Origin of the sequence: Pseudoflavonifractor sp. An85 (assembly GCF_002161235.1) — a bacterium.
GTDB lineage: Bacteria > Bacillota > Clostridia > Oscillospirales > Oscillospiraceae > Enterenecus.
Genome location: NZ_NFHE01000004.1, coordinates 57455 through 72863, shown reverse-complemented (window position 1 = coordinate 72863; position 15409 = coordinate 57455). Strand labels below are relative to the sequence as shown.

Genomic DNA, 15409 nt, shown 5'->3' with positions numbered 1-15409 from the left:
ATGATTTCATGGGGTTACAGGGCCGCCTGAGCGCCGCCCACCACCTCGGTGATCTCCTGGGTGATGGCGGTCTGACGGGCCCGGTTGTAAGACAGGTTCAGGGTTTGCAGCATGGCCCGGGCGTTGTCGCTGGAGGACTTCATGGCAGTCATGCGGGCGTTTTGCTCCGAGCAGTAGGACTGCACCAGTGCGCCGAACAGGTCTCCCTTCACATAGCCGGGGACCAGGCGGTCCATAACCGCCTTCACCGAAGGCACATAGTCCACGTCCCGGTTGTAAGAGGAGACCTCCTCCTCCTCGGGGAAGGCGTCCGGGTCCAGGGGAAGGAGCTTGTGAATGGTGGGCTCCATCTGGAAGGAGTTGACCATGCGGGTGAAGATCACATACACCTCATCCAGCTGCTCAGTGCGGAACAGCTCCAGCATGGTCTCAGACATGTCCCGGGCTCGGCCCACGTTGGGGTTCTGGGCGGTGTAGAGAAACTCCATATCAATGGGGATGCCGTGCTCCATAAAGTAGGAGCGTCCCACCTGGCCCACCACATACAGGCTGGTGTGGGCGGACTGGCTGAGTTTCTCTTCGGCCAGTTTGAGAATGTTGTGGTTGTAGGCACCGGCCAGACCCTTGTCACCGGTGATGACAATATAGCCAATTTTCCGTTTCTCCGCCGGGATGTGGGGACGCTTATCAAAGAAAACGTGGTTAATCTCCGGGGAGTGGTGGAGAATGTCGGAAATGGTGGTGCCGATTTTCTGAAAGTAGGGCTCCACATCGGTCAGCTGCTTGCGGGCCTTCTGAAGATTGGAAGAAGAGATGAGAAACATCGCGTTGGTAATCTTCAGTGTCTGCTCCACGCTTTTGATGTGGGTACGGATTTCCTTTATGCTTGCCATGTGGCGCTCACCCGCTTTTTGTACTCCTCCATAGCCCCACGGATGGTCTCAATGGCGGGACCGCTGAGGTTTCCAGTGGACTGGATCTCATCCATCACGTCGGCGTGATCCTGCTCCATCTCCTGGACAAAGTCCAGCACGAAGCTGCGCACCTTGTCCAGAGGCACGTCGTCCACCAGACCGTTGGTAGCCACGTAGAGGATGACGGCCTGACGGCTCACCGGCAGAGGCTGGTATAAAGGCTGCTTGAGCAGCTCCAGCAGGCGGCGACCGTGATCCAGAGCCTGCTGAGTGGCAGGGTCCAGGTCCGAGGCGAACTGGGTAAACACTTCCAACTCACGGAAGCGAGCCAGGTCGATACGCAAGGTACCGGCGGTCTTCTTGATGGCCCGGGTCTGGGCGGAACCGCCCACACGGGACACGGACAAGCCCACGTTGACGGCGGGACGCTGACCGGCAAAGAACAGGTCGTTTTCCAGGTAGATCTGGCCGTCGGTGATGGAGATGACGTTGGTGGGGATGTAGGCGGACACGTCGCCGGCCTGGGTCTCAATGATGGGCAGAGCGGTCATGGAGCCGCCGCCGCACTCCTTGGTCAGGCGGCAGGCCCGCTCCAGCAGACGGGAGTGGAGATAGAACACGTCGCCGGGGTAAGCCTCACGGCCAGGAGACCGCTTGAGCAGCAGAGACAGGGTACGGTAGGCCACCGCGTGCTTGGACAGGTCATCGTAGACGATGAGCACATCCTTGCCCTTGCTCATAAAGTACTCACCCATGGCCGCACCGGCGTAGGGGGCGATGTACTGCAAGGGAGCGGACTCGCTGGCGGTGGAGGAGACGATGATGGAGTAGTCCATGGCGCCGTGCTTTTTCAAGGTGTCCTGAATGCGGGCCACGGTGGAGGCCTTCTGGCCGATGGCCACGTAAATGCAGATCACATCCTGGCCCTTCTGGTTCAGAATGGTGTCCACGGCGATGGCCGTCTTACCGGTCTGGCGGTCGCCAATGATCAACTCACGCTGGCCACGGCCGATGGGTACCATGGCGTCAATGGCCAGAATGCCCGTCTGCATAGGCACGTTGACGGGCTCACGGGTGACCACGCCGCTGGCCTCATGCTCCATGGGCCGTGTCTCTGTGGTCTCAATAGGACCCAGGCCGTCAATGGGCTGACCCAGCACGTTGACCACGCGGCCAATGAGGCTATCGCCCACGGGCACGTCGGCAGCACGGCCAGTGCGGCGCACCACCGTGCCTTCCTTGACCCCGGCGTCACTGCCCAGCAGCACCACGCCCACGCTGTCCCGGGCCAGGTTCATCACCATGCCCTGGACACCGGTGTCCAGCTCGACCAGCTCACCGTACACGGCCTTGTCCAGGCCGTAGACGGTGGCAATGCCGTCGCCCACTTCCAGGACCGTTCCGGTCTCGTCCCGGCGCACGCGGGTGTCATAGCCTTGAATCTCCTCCCGCAGGATGGAGACGATCTCTTCGGGATTGGTTTTCATGCCATTCGCCTCTCTTCCAGTTGCCGGTACATGCCGGACAGCGTCCCGCGGACGCTCTTGTCATAGGTTACACCTTCGATTTCCAGCATAAATCCGCCAATGAGGTCGGGCTGAATCTGGATATCAAAGACCACGTCTTGCTTGCGGTGAAGGTGGCAGAGCACCTTGCGGAGCTTCTCCAACTCCTCCGCCTCCGGCTCACGCACGCAGGTCATGCGGCAGCATGCCGCCCCCCGCTCCGCCAGAGCCTTCTCGTGAAAGGCCTTTACCACCTCCGGCAACAGGGCCATGCGGCCCTTGTCTGCCAGCAGGGAGTAAAAGCTGAGCAATATCCGGTGCCCGTCCAGCACAGGCAGGCGGGCCAGAATACGCTCTTTTTCCTGAGCCTGCACCGCAGGGGAGCACAGGCTCTCCCACAGTGCGTGATCCCCCATCAGTTCCCGGGCGGTACGCTCCAGGGTGCCCTCATCGGGGAAAATGCCATACAGGGCGTGGGCATAGCGGCGTGCTAACTCCGTCATCCCTGTTCACCCACTTCCGAAAGAAATTCATCCACAAAGGACTTGTCGTCGGCGTCCATGGAACGCCCGGCTACCTTGGCGGCAGCCAGCAGGGCCAGAGAGGCCACCTCTTTGCGGGCCCCTTGCAGCATGGTCTCCCGCTCGGTGGCAATTTGAGCCTGAGCCTCCTGGCGCAGACGCTGGGCTTCGCCCTGAGCCTCAGCCACCTTGCCCTCGTACACCCGCTGGGCGCGGATCTGGGCATCGGAGACGATCTTGGCCGCCTCCTGCCGGGCATCGGTGAGCTTGCCCTCATACTCCGCCTTCAGCTCCTGGGCCTGGCGGTTGCCCTGCTGGGCAGATTCAATCTCCTGCTGGACCAGGTTGGCACGCTGCTCCAGGATGTCGTTGACGCGACCAAAGAGCACCTTGCGCAGGATGGCGTACAACACCAGCAGGTTGATGATGGTAAAAACAATGGTGGAAAGATGGAACTCCAGCATGGGAGGCTCCCCCCTTAACCCATGAAGATAATCAGCAGAGCGGTGATGAAGCCGAAGATGGCGGTACCTTCTGCCATGGCGCAGCCCAGCAGCAGAGCGCTGTTGATCTTGCCGGAAGCCTCGGGCTGACGGGCAATGGCCTCGCTGGCCTTGCCAGTGGCAACACCGATGCCGATACCAGCGCCAATTCCGGTGAACACGGCCAGAGCCGCAGCAATGATAGCGATAGACATAATTAAGTTCCTCCTGTAATTTCAATGTGTTTCGTTGATGGTCTTACTCTTCCTCTTTGATGCCCTCACCCACAAACTGGGTGGTCAGGAACACAAAGACAACGGTTTGGATCAACCCGTCAAACAGGTCGAAGTAGATGCTGAACACCGCCGGGAACAAAATCGGGGCCACAAACTTCAGCATTTCCATGATGATGAAGGCGCCCAGTACGTTACCAAACAGTCGCATACAAAGAGCCAGGGGCCGGATGGCCACCTCCATCAGGTTGATGGGCAGCAGCAGGGGCATAGGCTCGGCAAATCGTTTCAGGCCGCCCAACAGGCCATTGTACCGAAACTGCGAGCCGTAAATGAGCAGCATACTGAGGATGGCCAAGCCCGCCGTGACGCTCACGTCCTTGGTGGGGGGCGCAAACCCGAATATGCCGATGATGTTGGCAAAGCCGATGTACAGCGCCACGGTACCCAGCCAGGGGGCAAAGGCCCTCCAGTGTTCCCCGATGTTGGCCTCCACAAAGCCGTTGAGGAACTGCACCGCGCTCTCCAACCCCATCTGTACCTTGCCCGGGTGTTCCACTTTTAGATTTCGGGTCAGGCACAGGGCTGCCACAATCAGCACCGCCATGACGATCCACGACACCACCACCGATTGCGACACGTCTATGCCGCCCAGCAGCGGGATGGTGAATGCCGTTGGGGTTCCCAGCTCTTCCAGCAGCATTTCCTTGAATGCATCCAAACACATCACCTCGTTTTCGCGACTGCCATTGTACTCCCCCGCTTTCCTTCCCGTAAGCCTTACGAAAGTAAAAAAAGTAAGAAAAACGACGGTTTTCTCCTGGGTTTCGTTCTTTTTCTCTCTACCGCACTGGAGTATGGTTTGGTTTGACAGTCCTTGTCCTTTTTACTATACTAAAATACAAAGGAGGGAGCATCCATGCCTACACCGTCGGGAGCTTCCATTCGCTCTCAGCTCACCCGCATGAATCTCATCGTTGTCATCGTCTCCATTGTCCTGTCCACGGCGGGGACGTTGTATTTCACCTTAAAAAGCAGCCAGGAATCTCTGGACAACACCCTGCTCAATTCCGCCGCCCTTCTCTCCCGGATGGATCTGCTCCAGGAGACCTTGGAGGGTACCGCTTCCACCCAAGAGCTGGCGGAGTTTTTGGACGCTGCCACCCATCAAACCCGGGACATTGACCTCATCCTGGTGGGAGATCTCCAATCCAACCTGCTTTACGCCCCCAGTCACGACTTGGTTGGCACCGCCTATTCCGGAAATGCCCAGGACGATGCTCTGGCGGGAGCGGCTCCCTATACCTCGGATGAAACTGGCCCCATGGGCTCGGAACACTCCGCCTATGCCCCCATCCGCAACGACCAGGGGGAAGTCATCGGATTTCTCATTGTGGGGGTGTACTTCCGCAGCATGGCCAAGCTGACCCTGCACACGGTACTGACCCTCTCAGTGGTGGGTCTGGCTGCGGTGGTGGTGGGCTCCACCCTGGCCCTGCGCCTGTCCCGGCGCATCAAGCACTCCCTAATGGGCTATGAGCCGGATGCCTTTGTTCACCGCTTTCATCAGCGGGAGGACATCATGGACGCCCTGGAAGAGGGCATCATGGCCATTGACCGGGACAAAAAGCTCATCTTTCTCAACACCGCGGCCGCAGAGATGTTCTCCCTGAACCGGGAGGAAGTGCTGGGCCAGCCCTTGTCCCAGTTCTACCCCCGCTCCACCCTGGACCGCATCCTGCGCACCGGAAAGCCGGAGTACAACGTGAGCATCACTTCACTGAAACATGTGCGGGTGCTGGCCGACCGGCTGCCCTTGTACGAAGACGGAAAGCTCAACGGCGCGGTTAGCATTTTTCGTAACCGCACGGAGCTAACCCGCATGGCCGACGACCTCACCGGCGTGCGCCACATGGTGGACGCCATGCGGGCCTACACCCACGAGTTTTTGAACAAACTCCACGTCATTTTGGGCCTATTGCAAATCGGCGAGCCGGAAAAGGCTCAGCAGTACATCATGGACACCACCCAAATCCACCGGGAGGCGGTCAATCGCATCATGAACCAGCTCCATGAGCCGTCGGTGGCCGCTCTGCTGGTGGGTAAGACCAGCCGGGCCAACGAGTTGGGCATTCGCCTGACCCTGGACCGGGAGAGTTCCCTGCAGGAGGACAGCGACTGGCTGCCCCCAGATGCCTATGTCACCATTTTGGGCAACCTCATCGAAAACGCCATTGAGGTGCTCAACCAGTCCCGCAGCACCAACAAAGAGATTTTTGTCAGCATCCGAGAGAATGCGGACAGTCTGCTTTTGTGCGTGGAGGACACGGGTCCTGGCATCCCCGCTGTGCTGCGCCGCACCATGTTCCAGCGGGGGACCTCCACCAAGGGCCGCAACCGGGGCACCGGACTGTCCCTGGTGCAAGGGGTGGTGGATGCCTACCACGGCGAGATCCGCGTGGAGTCGGAAAGCGGCGTGGGTACCTCATTTTTCATCAGCTTTTGCCGGGAAGAGCTTCCCGCAGACAAGGAGTAACGCCTATGTATCGAGTCGTGATCGTGGAAGATGACCCCATGGTCTCCCTGTTAAACCGCACCTTCACCGAGAAGGATTCCCGCTTCCGGGTGGTGCAGACCTTTTCCGATGGCCGCTCTGCCCTAGACTGGCTGTGCCAAAACCCGGCAGATCTGGTAATTTTGGACGTGTATATGCCCCTGTTCACCGGCGTAGAGCTGCTGCGCGCCCTGCGGCAGCAGGCCATCCCCATTGACGCCATCATGGTCACCGCCGCCAACGACGCCGCTTCGGTGGACACCCTTCTGAAAATGGGGGTGGTGGACTATCTGGTCAAGCCTTTCACCTATGAGCGGTTCCAGCAGGCTCTGGACACCTTCTGCCGGCACCGGGAGGCGGTAAACGGAGAAGCGGTGACCCAGGGGGAACTGGACAAGCTGTTTGCACCCCCAGACAGTGGAGACCGCTCCGCTCCCAAGGGACTGCAGGAGAGCACGTTGAAGCTCATTCGGGACTGCCTCCACGCCGCCCCCGCCCAGGGGCTGCCCAGCGAGGCCATCTCCAAGCAGACCAACCTCTCCGTGGTCACCGTGCGCCGCTACGCCAACTATCTGGTGGAGCGTGGGGAGGCCTGCTCCACCGTCAACTACGACACCGGAGGCCGCCCCTGCCGCCTGTACCAACTGAAATAAAAAAGATGCCGCAGAAGAAACCCTTCTGCGGCATCTTTTTGTCTTAGTAGGTAGCCAGAGCTGCGCCCAGCTTCTTGCAGGCCTCCAAATCGTCGGCGTCAGGAGCTTCGTTGACCATCAGCCCCTCCTCCTCCACCAGGTTGGCCCCGGCGTTCTGGGTGCGCTCCACCCAGTCTCGCATCCACTGGCCGTCGCCCCAGCCGTAGGAGCCGAACAGAGCCACTTTACGTCCACCCAGCTGTCCCTCCAGCTGGGTGAAGAAGGGCTCAAACTCGGATTCCTCCAGCACCTCGGCCCCCATGGCGGGGCAACCCAGGGCCAGCTTCTCATACTCCAAGGCCTGCTGGGGGGTGACGGCGGAGACCTCCATCAGGTCGCATTCCGCCCCGGCCTGGGTGACGCCGTCGGCGATGGCCTGGGCCATCTGCTGGGTGTTACCCGTCTGGCTCCAATAAATCACAGCTACTTTGCTCATGTCTTGTACCTCCTAATACGCTTATGTTTTATGCTACGGCAAACACCTGGAACAAGGTGTTGCCCTGGTCAATGCGTTCCCGTATCTTCTGGCTTACCTTCTGGATCCGGGCAAAACACACCTTGGCCGCCTCCACATCGCCGTACACCTTCCACGGTCCGCACAGCTTGAAGTTTTGGCCCTTGTGTTCCATAAAGCCCACCACGTCCTCCACGGGGTAACCCAGAAAGATACCAATCTCATGGGGGAAGGAGCCGCCTTGCCGGACCCTCTCGCCCAGGTGGGCCAAAATCTCCTCCATCGACTGGGTCAGGTTATAGCCACAGGAGGTGAGCATCTCCTCTACTCCTTCCCGCTGTAAGGCCTGGGCCATCATCTGGGGCCGATAGACCAAAATGAGTTCATGGCGGGGACAGGAGCACAGGGTGTGGAAACACACACCCCGGCGGGCAAAAGCCTGGTGATACTTCCGCAACTCCTCCTCCAGATGTGGAAAATCTCCACGCCGGAGAGAGATGAGGTTGGCGGGGGCCACCCCCGCCAGCGCAGGGGCACAGTGGGTGGCAAAGAGTTGATCTAAGGTATGCTGCATGGTGTGCCTCCTTCTGGTTAGTTCTTGCTAACTGCACATAGGTTAGCATACGCTAACCATTTTGTCAAGGGGGACAGATAAAAAAGTGCCAGCGTGAAACGCTGGCACTTTTTTCATGCAGTTTGTTCCAAAGTGGCCTCTTTCAGCCGGAGAAAGGTATTTCCACTGGATTCATAGCTGGTGAGCACCCCGGTCACCGTCACCATGCTCCCCAATGCGGGGTATTCCTCCAGCGGCTGGGCCAGCACAAACTCAATGCCCTGGGCGCAGCAGGCGGTGGCATCGGAAATCATGCAGGCCAAGTAGTCGGGGTTGGGCTGTCCGTTTACCACCTGGTAGACCAGATTGCCCTGCATGCGCACCGTCTTGCCCACATAGTCCTGGGGGTTGGTGGCCATGTTGTACACCTCGGCGTAGACCAGGGTGGAGCTGAGCTGGGTCAAGTCCACATCCACGGCCACCCCCTGGCCCTCTTGGGGGGCGTCATCCCCACCACAAGCGGCCATGGTCAAGGCCAGACATAGGGCCAGCAGTAACGTGATCCATTTCTTCATCCCTTCACACCTCCCACAAGGCTCATCCCAGCAAACACCACCAGGTTGGCCACCACCACCGTGGAGCCCACGGGGGTGCCCGCCATCACCGAGACCAAAATTCCCACCAGGGCGCACACCACAGAGATCACTCCGGCGCCCACCACCACGCCCCGGAAGCTGCGAATCACCCGCATGGCGGACAGGGCGGGAAAAACAATGAGGGCGGAAATGAGCAGCGAGCCCACCAGATGCATGGCCAGCACAATGACCACGCCGATGACCACCGCCAGCACCAGCCGGTATCCCTTCACATTTACCCCCGTGGCCTGGGCAAAGGTCTCGTCAAAGGTGACGGCGAATATCTTGTGGTAGCACAGAACAAACAGGGCCACCACCGCCACGGAAAGTCCCACGCACAGCCATACCTCCCAGGGGCGCAGGGTGAGGATGGAGGTGGAGCCAAACAAGGTGGTGCACACATCCCCGGACAGGTTCACCGAGGAGGAGAATAGATTCATCAGCAGATAGCCAATGGCCAGGGAGCTCACCGACACCATTGCAATGGCGGCATCTCCCTGGAGCTTCCACTTCTCTCCCCCGCACAACAGCACCACGGCGCACACCACCGTCAGGGGCAGCACCAGCAGCATATCGTTGCTCAGGTTGAGTACCGCCGCCAGGGACATGGCCCCGAAGGCGGCGTGGGACAGGCCATCCCCCAAAAAGGACATGCGCCGCAACACCAGGGTGACCCCCAGCAGGGCGGAACACAGGGCAATGAGCACCCCCACAATGAGGGCGTAGCGCACAAAGGGGTAGTTCAAATACAAGATCAGTTTCTCCATGACAGCGCCCCTCCTTCCCGTAAGGAATACACTTTGGGTTCCCGGGCCATGCGCAGCACATGAGTGGCATGGGCCTGCACCCCCTCCAAGTCGTGGGACACCATCAGAATGGTCATCCCATCCCGGTTGAGCCGATCCACCAGGGCATACATCTCTGCGGTGCCCTCCGGGTCCAGCCCCGCCACCGGCTCGTCCAGTAGAAGCAGGGTGTCGGCCCCGCACAGAGCCCGGGCCAGCCGCACCCGCTGCTGCTGGCCTCCGGACAGAGTGCGGTAGCTGCGGCCAGCCAAATGGGCAATGCCCATGCGCTCCAGGTTCTCTTCCACCCGGGCCAACTCCTTCCGGGACAGCCGGGGCCGCCACCCCATGGAGGACACACACCCCGAGCGCACGATCTCCTCCACTGTGGCGGGAAAGTCCCGCTGCACCAGGGTTTGCTGAGGCAGGTAGCCCAAGTCACAGCTGCTGAGCCCCTCTCCCAGAGTGATGCGTCCCGCCAGCGTGGGCTGCAACCCCAACAGGGTGCGCACAAAGGTGCTCTTGCCCACTCCGTTGTCCCCGATGATGCACCAATAGTCCCCCCGGTTCACCTCCAGGTTCAACCCCTGAACCAGCACGGTTTTCTGGTAGCCCAGGGCCACATCTTTACAGGTCACCAATGCCATGTCTCAGCCCTCACTTTGCAACGCCTGGGCCAGAGCCTGCAAATTGTCCTCCATGGCCGAGAGGTAGGTCAGCCCCTCCTGGACCTGCTGCTGGGTCACCGCCTGGAGGGAGTTGAGCTGAGCCATGGTCTGCTTGTTCTGGCTGGTGTTCTCCCACACTGTCCGGGCCAAACTGCCGTCACTGCCCTCGATGGTGAGCACACAGGGCAGATTCAGCCCCTCCAGGGTGGTGGCCAGGAAGGCCACCGTCTCAAAGCTGGCCTCGGTCTCCGCCGAGCAGCCGGCGAAAGCGGCGTAATACTGGATGCCGTAGTCGTCCATCAGATAGCGGAAGGGGAACCGATCACAGAACAGCACGGTATCGTACTTGGCCCCCTGGACCATGGTCTGGTAATCCTGGTCCAGCTGCTCCAGCTTGGTCTGGTAGCTCTTTTGGGCCTCCAAATAGCTCTGGGCATGATTCGGGTCCACCTGCCCCAGCTTCTGGGCCAGGGTCTGGGTGAGAGTGACGGCATTTTTCAAAGACAGCCAAATGTGCTCGTCCGCCTCGTGTTCGTGTTCCTCCTCGTGGTCATGGTCGTGGTCCTCCTCCACCCCGGGCAGAGGCTCCTCCTCTTTTACCCGATCCCCCAATTCTTCCATGAGGTTGACTACCACCCGGCCCTCCTTGCCGCCCTGGGCCAGGGCCTCCTCCATCCAGCTCTCCGACTCGCCACCCACATACACCAGCACGTCGCAGTTGGAGATGGTCACCAGATCATCCACCGTGGGCTGGTAGCTGTGGACATCCACTCCGCTTTTCATCAGCCAGGTGATGTCCACGTTCTCGCTGTTCTCTCTCACAATCTCCCGCACCCAGTCGTAGGCGGGGAATACAGTGGTAACCACCGACAGCTTCTTCTCCTCCCCCTTGTCCTGGCTGGCAACGGGAGCACACCCTGCCAGAAGCAGCAGGGACAAACACAGTACAATCATTCGTTTCACAGGTATAACCTCCAATTTTTCATATCTGTGGGCGCAAAAATACAGAAGGGAGGCCACGCCAAATAAGCCTGCCACATTTTGTGGCAGACCACCCCTTCTGTCTGGTTTTTACCTCTATTTAATTGGAGAGTTTCACCTTGAGCGAGATGAGGGTAGCCTGGGCTTCCCCCTGTTCCCCACCGGTGTGGGCGGTCAGCTGCTCCATGAAAGGCCGTAGCTGCTCCACGCCGCTGCCCCCTTGGGCGGCGGTATGGTTCAGGCGGTTTTGGTTTTCCTGCACCTGATGGCACACCGCACAGCTCTCCCCCACCGGATGGTGGTGCAGCACATGGATGGACCACACTTGGGTCAGGGCCAGCAGCAACACAAAGCCCAGGCAAATCAGGGCGGACAGTGTGCGCTTATTTCGATTCATGGGTTGCACCTCCTATCTGAGAAACATTGAGTATCATTATATCCGCCGGCTTTTCCCCTGTCAACGGAAAGGTTAGCCAAAACTAACAAACCCCAACCACCCGATTTGGGTGGTTGGGGTTTTGAATCTCTTGGAAAAGACCAATTACTCGTCGATGGAGATGGAGAGGATCTCGTCCTCCTCCACACCCTCCTGGGTATCCTCCACGTCGTCCACCTGGGGCTCTTCGGCCTCACGGGCGGCCTCAGCGGCGGCATTGACGGCATCGAAGCGGCCCTCCTGGGGCATCTCGTCCTCGATCTGGTCATACTTGCGGTAGGCAGCCAGGCCGGAACCGGCGGGGATCAGCTTACCGATGATGACGTTCTCCTTCAGACCCAGCAGGTGGTCCACCTTACCCTTGATGGCGGCTTCGGTGAGCACCTTGGTGGTCTCCTGGAAGGAGGCGGCAGACAGGAAGGACTCGGTGGCCAGAGAGGCCTTGGTGATACCCAGCAGCAGACGGGTGCAGGTGGGCAGACGCAGCTCCTCGCCGGTCTCCTGCTTCTCGCCAGCAGCAATGCGGGCTTCCACAGCCTTGTAGGCGTCCTTGTACTCGATGATATCCACGGTGGAGCCAGACAGCAGGGTGGAATCCCCGGCGTCCTCCACACGCACCTTGCGCATCATCTGACGGGCGATGACCTCGATGTGCTTGTCGTTGATATCTACGCCCTGCTGACGGTAGGGCTTCTGAACTTCCTGAATGAGGTAGTTGTGAACGGCGTCCACACCACGTACCCGCAGCACGTCGTGGGGGGACAGAGCACCGTCGGTGAGCTCCTGACCCTTGACCACCTTGTCTCCGGCCTTGACCCGGATACCGGCGCTGTATGGAATGGCGTAGGTGACCACCTCGCCGTCATCGGCGGTGATGGTGACATTGCACAGGGTGGCGCGCTTGGCCTCCTCCATGGAGACGGTACCGCTGATTTCAGCCAGCTGGGCCATCTTCTTGGGCTTGCGGGCCTCGAACAGCTCTTCAACACGGGGAAGACCCTGAGTGATATCGCCGCCGGCCACGCCGCCGGTGTGGAAGGTACGCATGGTCAGCTGAGTACCGGGCTCGCCGATGGACTGAGCGGCAATGATACCAACGGCCTCGCCCTGACCCACGGGTTCACCGAAGGCCATGTTCATGCCGTAGCACTTGGCGCACACGCCGTTGCGGGCCTCACAGGTGAGCACGGAGCGCACCTTGATGGACACCTTGCGGTCGGGATCGCCCTCGGCCTCAGCCTGCTCACGCAGCTTGGCCTCGATGAGGTTGGCCTGGTCGGCACTGACCATCTCGTGGTGGCCCACCAGAACCTCGCCGGTGCGGAAGTCCTTGAAGTCCTCGCACAGATAGCGGCCACGCAGACGCTCGTGCAGGGGCTCGATGACCTGGCCGTTCTCGCTGATCTCGAACACGGTGATACCGTCGTGGGTACCACAGTCCTCCTCCCGGATGATAACCTCCTGGGAGACGTCCACCAGACGGCGGGTCAGGTAACCAGAGTCGGCGGTACGCAGAGCGGTATCGGCCATGCCCTTTCGAGCGCCTCTGGAGGAGATGAAGTATTCCAACACGGACAGACCTTCACGGAAGTTGGCCTTAATGGGGATCTCGATGGTACGACCGGAGGTATCGGCCATCAGACCACGCATACCAGCCAGCTGACGAATCTGAGCGGCAGAACCACGGGCGCCGGAGTCGGCCATCATGAAGATGGGGTTGTAGCGGTCCATGCCCTTTTGCAGAGCATCGGACACGTCGGCAGTGGTCTTCTCCCAGGCGGACACCACCAAGCGGTACCGCTCCTCGTTGGTGAGGAAGCCGCGCTTGTACTGGTTCTCGATCTTCACAACTTCCTTCTCGGTGTTGGCGATCAGTTCGGCCTTCTGGGGAGGCACGGTCATGTCAGCGATGGCCACGGTCAGAGAGCCGCGGGTGGAGAACTTATAGCCACGGGCCTTGATGGTGTCCAGCACGGTGGCGGACACAGTGAAGCCGTGCTTTTCAATGCACTTGTCCACAATCTTGCCCAGCTGTTTCTTGCCGCAGACGAAGTTGATCTCAGGATCAAATGCCTTATCGGGATCGGTGCGATCCACAAAGCCCAGGTCCTGGGGAATGCCCTCGTTGAAAATCAGGCGGCCCACGGTGGTGAGCACCATCTTCTCCTGGGTCACGCCGTCCAGCTCGGCAGAGCGGCGCACCAGAATGGGCTCGTGCAGGTCCAGCTCGCCCTCATCGTAAGCCAGCTTGGCAGCCTGATCGCTCTCAAAGCTCTGGTAGACCTCACGGGCCTTGCCGTCCACAGCCTCAGCGCACAGAGCGGGAGTGGTGCGGTACCAGCGGTTAGCCTCCTCGTCCCGCACCCAGATGCGGTCGTTGAGAGACACCTCGCCCCGCTCCAGAGCGGCAGCGGCGTCGGCGGTAGTCTCGTAAGCGCAGTCGGGATCGTGCTCGGGGTCACGCTCGTAGGTCAGGTAGTAGGAGCCCAACACCATATCCTGGGTGGGCACGGCCACGGCGCCGCCGTCGGAGGGCTTCAACAGGTTGTTGGCAGCCAGCATCAGGATGCGGGCCTCAGCCTGAGCCTCGGCGGACAGGGGCACGTGGATAGCCATCTGGTCGCCGTCGAAGTCGGCGTTAAAGGCGGTACACACCAGGGGGTGGAGCTTCATGGCGCGGCCTTCCACCAGCACCGGCTCGAAGGCCTGGATGCCCAGACGGTGGAGGGTAGGAGCACGGTTGAGCATGACGGGGTGCTCCTTGATGACAAACTCCAAAGCGTCCCACACAGCGGGAGAGGCCTTATCCACCATCTTCTTGGCGGACTTGATGTTATTGGCGTGGCCGTCCTCCACCAGCTTCTTCATGACAAAGGGGCGGAACAGCTCAATGGCCATCTCCTTGGGCACGCCGCACTGATAGATCTTCAGCTCAGGGCCGACCACGATAACGGAACGGCCGGAGTAGTCCACGCGCTTACCCAGCAGGTTCTGACGGAAGCGGCCCTGCTTACCCTTGAGCAGGTCGGACAGGGACTTCAGAGCCCGGTTGTTGGCGCCGGTGACGGCACGACCGCGGCGGCCGTTGTCGATCAGGGCGTCCACAGCCTCCTGGAGCATGCGCTTTTCGTTGCGCACGATGATGTCGGGGGCGTTGAGCTGGATCAGGCGCTTGAGACGGTTGTTACGGTTGATGACACGACGGTAGAGGTCGTTCAAATCGGAGGTGGCGAAGCGGCCGCCGTCCAGCTGCACCATGGGGCGCAGCTCAGGGGGGATGACGGGCAGCACGTCGATGATCATCCACTCGGGCTTGTTGCCGGAGAGACGGAAGGCATCCACCACTTCCAGACGCTTGACGATCTTGGCCTTCTTCTGGCCGGTGGCGTCCTTGAGCTGGGCGCGCAGGCTCTCGGACAGCTGCTCCAGATCCAGGTCTTGCAGCAGCTTCTTCACAGCCTCAGCGCCCATGCCGGCCTGGAAATCGTCCTCGTAGTACTCCCGCAGCTTGCGGTACTCGGCGTCGGACAGGATCTGATTCTTGGTCAGATGGGTGTAGTCGGGGCCGGGATCGGTGACGATATAAGAGGCGAAGTACAGCACCTTCTCCAGGATGCGGGGGCTGATGTCCAGCAGCAGACCCATGCGGGAGGGGATGCCCTTAAAGTACCAGATGTGGGACACGGGGGCGGCCAGCTCAATGTGGCCCATGCGCTCACGGCGCACCTTGGCACGGGTGACCTCCACGCCGCAGCGGTCACACACCTTGCCCTTGAAGCGAATCTTCTTATACTTACCGCAGTGGCACTCCCAGTCCTTGGTTGGACCAAAGATGCGCTCGCAGAACAGACCGTCCCGCTCCGGCTTCAGGGTGCGGTAGTTGATGGTCTCAGGCTTCTTGACCTCGCCGTAGGACCACTCCCGGATCTGCTCTGGGGAGGCGATGCCAATGCGGATGGCGTTAAACTCAGCGTAGCTCATTACCTCAACCTCCCT

At 60.3% G+C, this 15409-nt stretch carries 16 protein-coding genes; 2 read left to right on the top strand and 14 right to left on the bottom strand.

Features of this window, described 5'->3' with window-relative positions; translation table 11 throughout:
- Window positions 1–14 precede the first annotated feature (14 nt).
- From atpG to B5G37_RS03340, 6 genes are read right to left on the bottom strand one after another with little or no spacing between them, the layout of a single operon-like run.
- Window positions 15–893: an ATP synthase F1 subunit gamma gene (gene atpG / locus B5G37_RS03365; protein WP_087253884.1), complete on the bottom strand. Its 879-nt coding sequence runs from the start codon at window positions 891–893 to the stop codon at window positions 15–17.
- Window positions 881–2401: a F0F1 ATP synthase subunit alpha gene (gene atpA, locus B5G37_RS03360; protein ID WP_087253881.1), complete on the bottom strand. Its 1521-nt coding sequence runs from the start codon at window positions 2399–2401 to the stop codon at window positions 881–883. The genes atpG and atpA overlap by 13 nt, the downstream gene beginning before the upstream one ends.
- The gene (atpH, locus tag B5G37_RS03355; RefSeq protein ID WP_087253878.1) at window positions 2398–2922 is read right to left on the bottom strand and encodes an ATP synthase F1 subunit delta; all 525 of its coding nucleotides are present in this window, start codon (window positions 2920–2922) and stop codon (window positions 2398–2400) included. The genes atpA and atpH overlap by 4 nt, the downstream gene beginning before the upstream one ends.
- Window positions 2919–3404 carry a F0F1 ATP synthase subunit B gene (gene atpF / locus B5G37_RS03350; RefSeq protein WP_087253875.1) on the bottom strand — a complete coding sequence of 162 codons (486 nt, stop codon included), beginning with the start codon at window positions 3402–3404 and terminating at the stop codon, window positions 2919–2921. Before atpF ends, atpH begins: the two co-directional genes overlap by 4 nt.
- Before the next feature lie 14 nt (window positions 3405–3418).
- A complete protein-coding gene (gene atpE, locus B5G37_RS03345) occupies window positions 3419–3637 on the bottom strand; it encodes an ATP synthase F0 subunit C (RefSeq protein ID WP_087253872.1) in 219 nt (72 codons plus the stop codon).
- A 43-nt stretch (window positions 3638–3680) separates the two neighbouring features.
- Window positions 3681–4382: a F0F1 ATP synthase subunit A gene (locus tag B5G37_RS03340; protein WP_087253870.1), complete on the bottom strand. Its 702-nt coding sequence runs from the start codon at window positions 4380–4382 to the stop codon at window positions 3681–3683.
- 192 nt (window positions 4383–4574) lie between these two features.
- On the opposite strand from B5G37_RS03340, the gene B5G37_RS03335 reads away from it, so the two are divergent.
- Window positions 4575–6191, top strand: a complete 1617-nt coding sequence (locus B5G37_RS03335; protein WP_087253867.1) for a sensor histidine kinase — start codon at window positions 4575–4577, stop codon at window positions 6189–6191.
- Between the two features lie 5 nt (window positions 6192–6196).
- Window positions 6197–6862, top strand: a complete 666-nt coding sequence (locus B5G37_RS03330) for a response regulator (RefSeq protein ID WP_087253864.1) — start codon at window positions 6197–6199, stop codon at window positions 6860–6862.
- A 43-nt stretch (window positions 6863–6905) separates the two neighbouring features.
- Here the strand turns inward: B5G37_RS03330 and B5G37_RS03325 are convergent, their stop codons facing one another.
- From B5G37_RS03325 to rpoC, 8 genes are all read right to left on the bottom strand, one after another.
- Window positions 6906–7337, bottom strand: coding sequence for a flavodoxin (locus B5G37_RS03325; protein ID WP_087253861.1), 432 nt, complete (start codon window positions 7335–7337; stop codon window positions 6906–6908).
- A gap of 28 nt (window positions 7338–7365) precedes the next feature.
- Entirely contained in the window at window positions 7366–7929 is a 564-nt protein-coding gene (locus tag B5G37_RS03320) for a DUF3793 family protein (RefSeq protein WP_087253858.1), read from the bottom strand.
- A 113-nt stretch (window positions 7930–8042) separates the two neighbouring features.
- The gene (locus B5G37_RS03315) at window positions 8043–8483 is read right to left on the bottom strand and encodes a hypothetical protein (RefSeq protein WP_087253856.1); all 441 of its coding nucleotides are present in this window, start codon (window positions 8481–8483) and stop codon (window positions 8043–8045) included.
- On the bottom strand, window positions 8480–9310 hold the full coding sequence (locus B5G37_RS03310) for a metal ABC transporter permease (protein WP_087253854.1): 831 nt from the start codon (window positions 9308–9310) through the stop codon (window positions 8480–8482). Before B5G37_RS03310 ends, B5G37_RS03315 begins: the two co-directional genes overlap by 4 nt.
- Window positions 9298–9975, bottom strand: a complete 678-nt coding sequence (locus tag B5G37_RS03305; RefSeq protein ID WP_087253852.1) for an ABC transporter ATP-binding protein — start codon at window positions 9973–9975, stop codon at window positions 9298–9300. The genes B5G37_RS03310 and B5G37_RS03305 overlap by 13 nt, the downstream gene beginning before the upstream one ends.
- A 3-nt stretch (window positions 9976–9978) precedes the next feature.
- Window positions 9979–10950, bottom strand: coding sequence for a metal ABC transporter substrate-binding protein (locus B5G37_RS03300; RefSeq protein WP_242962745.1), 972 nt, complete (start codon window positions 10948–10950; stop codon window positions 9979–9981).
- 127 nt (window positions 10951–11077) lie between these two features.
- A complete protein-coding gene (locus B5G37_RS03295; protein WP_087253846.1) occupies window positions 11078–11374 on the bottom strand; it encodes a hypothetical protein in 297 nt (98 codons plus the stop codon).
- Window positions 11375–11518: 144 nt separating this feature from the next.
- Window positions 11519–15394, bottom strand: coding sequence for a DNA-directed RNA polymerase subunit beta' (gene rpoC / locus B5G37_RS03290; protein ID WP_087253844.1), 3876 nt, complete (start codon window positions 15392–15394; stop codon window positions 11519–11521).
- Window positions 15395–15409: the final 15 nt, after the last annotated feature.

Bases quoted from the DNA above. Each gene is read 5' to 3' on its own strand.
- atpE (WP_087253872.1), bottom strand. From the start codon at position 3,637: ATGTCTATCGCTATCATTGCTGCGGCTCTGGCCGTGTTCACCGGAATT.
- atpG (WP_087253884.1), bottom strand. From the start codon at position 893: ATGGCAAGCATAAAGGAAATCCGTACCCACATCAAAAGCGTGGAGCAG.
- rpoC (WP_087253844.1), bottom strand. From the start codon at position 15,394: ATGAGCTACGCTGAGTTTAACGCCATCCGCATTGGCATCGCCTCCCCA.
- atpA (WP_087253881.1), bottom strand. From the start codon at position 2,401: ATGAAAACCAATCCCGAAGAGATCGTCTCCATCCTGCGGGAGGAGATT.
- B5G37_RS03315 (WP_087253856.1), bottom strand. From the start codon at position 8,483: ATGAAGAAATGGATCACGTTACTGCTGGCCCTATGTCTGGCCTTGACC.
- B5G37_RS03340 (WP_087253870.1), bottom strand. From the start codon at position 4,382: ATGTGTTTGGATGCATTCAAGGAAATGCTGCTGGAAGAGCTGGGAACC.
- B5G37_RS03325 (WP_087253861.1), bottom strand. From the start codon at position 7,337: ATGAGCAAAGTAGCTGTGATTTATTGGAGCCAGACGGGTAACACCCAG.
- B5G37_RS03295 (WP_087253846.1), bottom strand. From the start codon at position 11,374: ATGAATCGAAATAAGCGCACACTGTCCGCCCTGATTTGCCTGGGCTTT.
- B5G37_RS03305 (WP_087253852.1), bottom strand. From the start codon at position 9,975: ATGGCATTGGTGACCTGTAAAGATGTGGCCCTGGGCTACCAGAAAACC.
- B5G37_RS03335 (WP_087253867.1), top strand. From the start codon at position 4,575: ATGCCTACACCGTCGGGAGCTTCCATTCGCTCTCAGCTCACCCGCATG.
- B5G37_RS03310 (WP_087253854.1), bottom strand. From the start codon at position 9,310: ATGGAGAAACTGATCTTGTATTTGAACTACCCCTTTGTGCGCTACGCC.
- B5G37_RS03300 (WP_242962745.1), bottom strand. From the start codon at position 10,950: ATGATTGTACTGTGTTTGTCCCTGCTGCTTCTGGCAGGGTGTGCTCCC.
- B5G37_RS03330 (WP_087253864.1), top strand. From the start codon at position 6,197: ATGTATCGAGTCGTGATCGTGGAAGATGACCCCATGGTCTCCCTGTTA.
- atpF (WP_087253875.1), bottom strand. From the start codon at position 3,404: ATGCTGGAGTTCCATCTTTCCACCATTGTTTTTACCATCATCAACCTG.
- B5G37_RS03320 (WP_087253858.1), bottom strand. From the start codon at position 7,929: ATGCAGCATACCTTAGATCAACTCTTTGCCACCCACTGTGCCCCTGCG.
- atpH (WP_087253878.1), bottom strand. From the start codon at position 2,922: ATGACGGAGTTAGCACGCCGCTATGCCCACGCCCTGTATGGCATTTTC.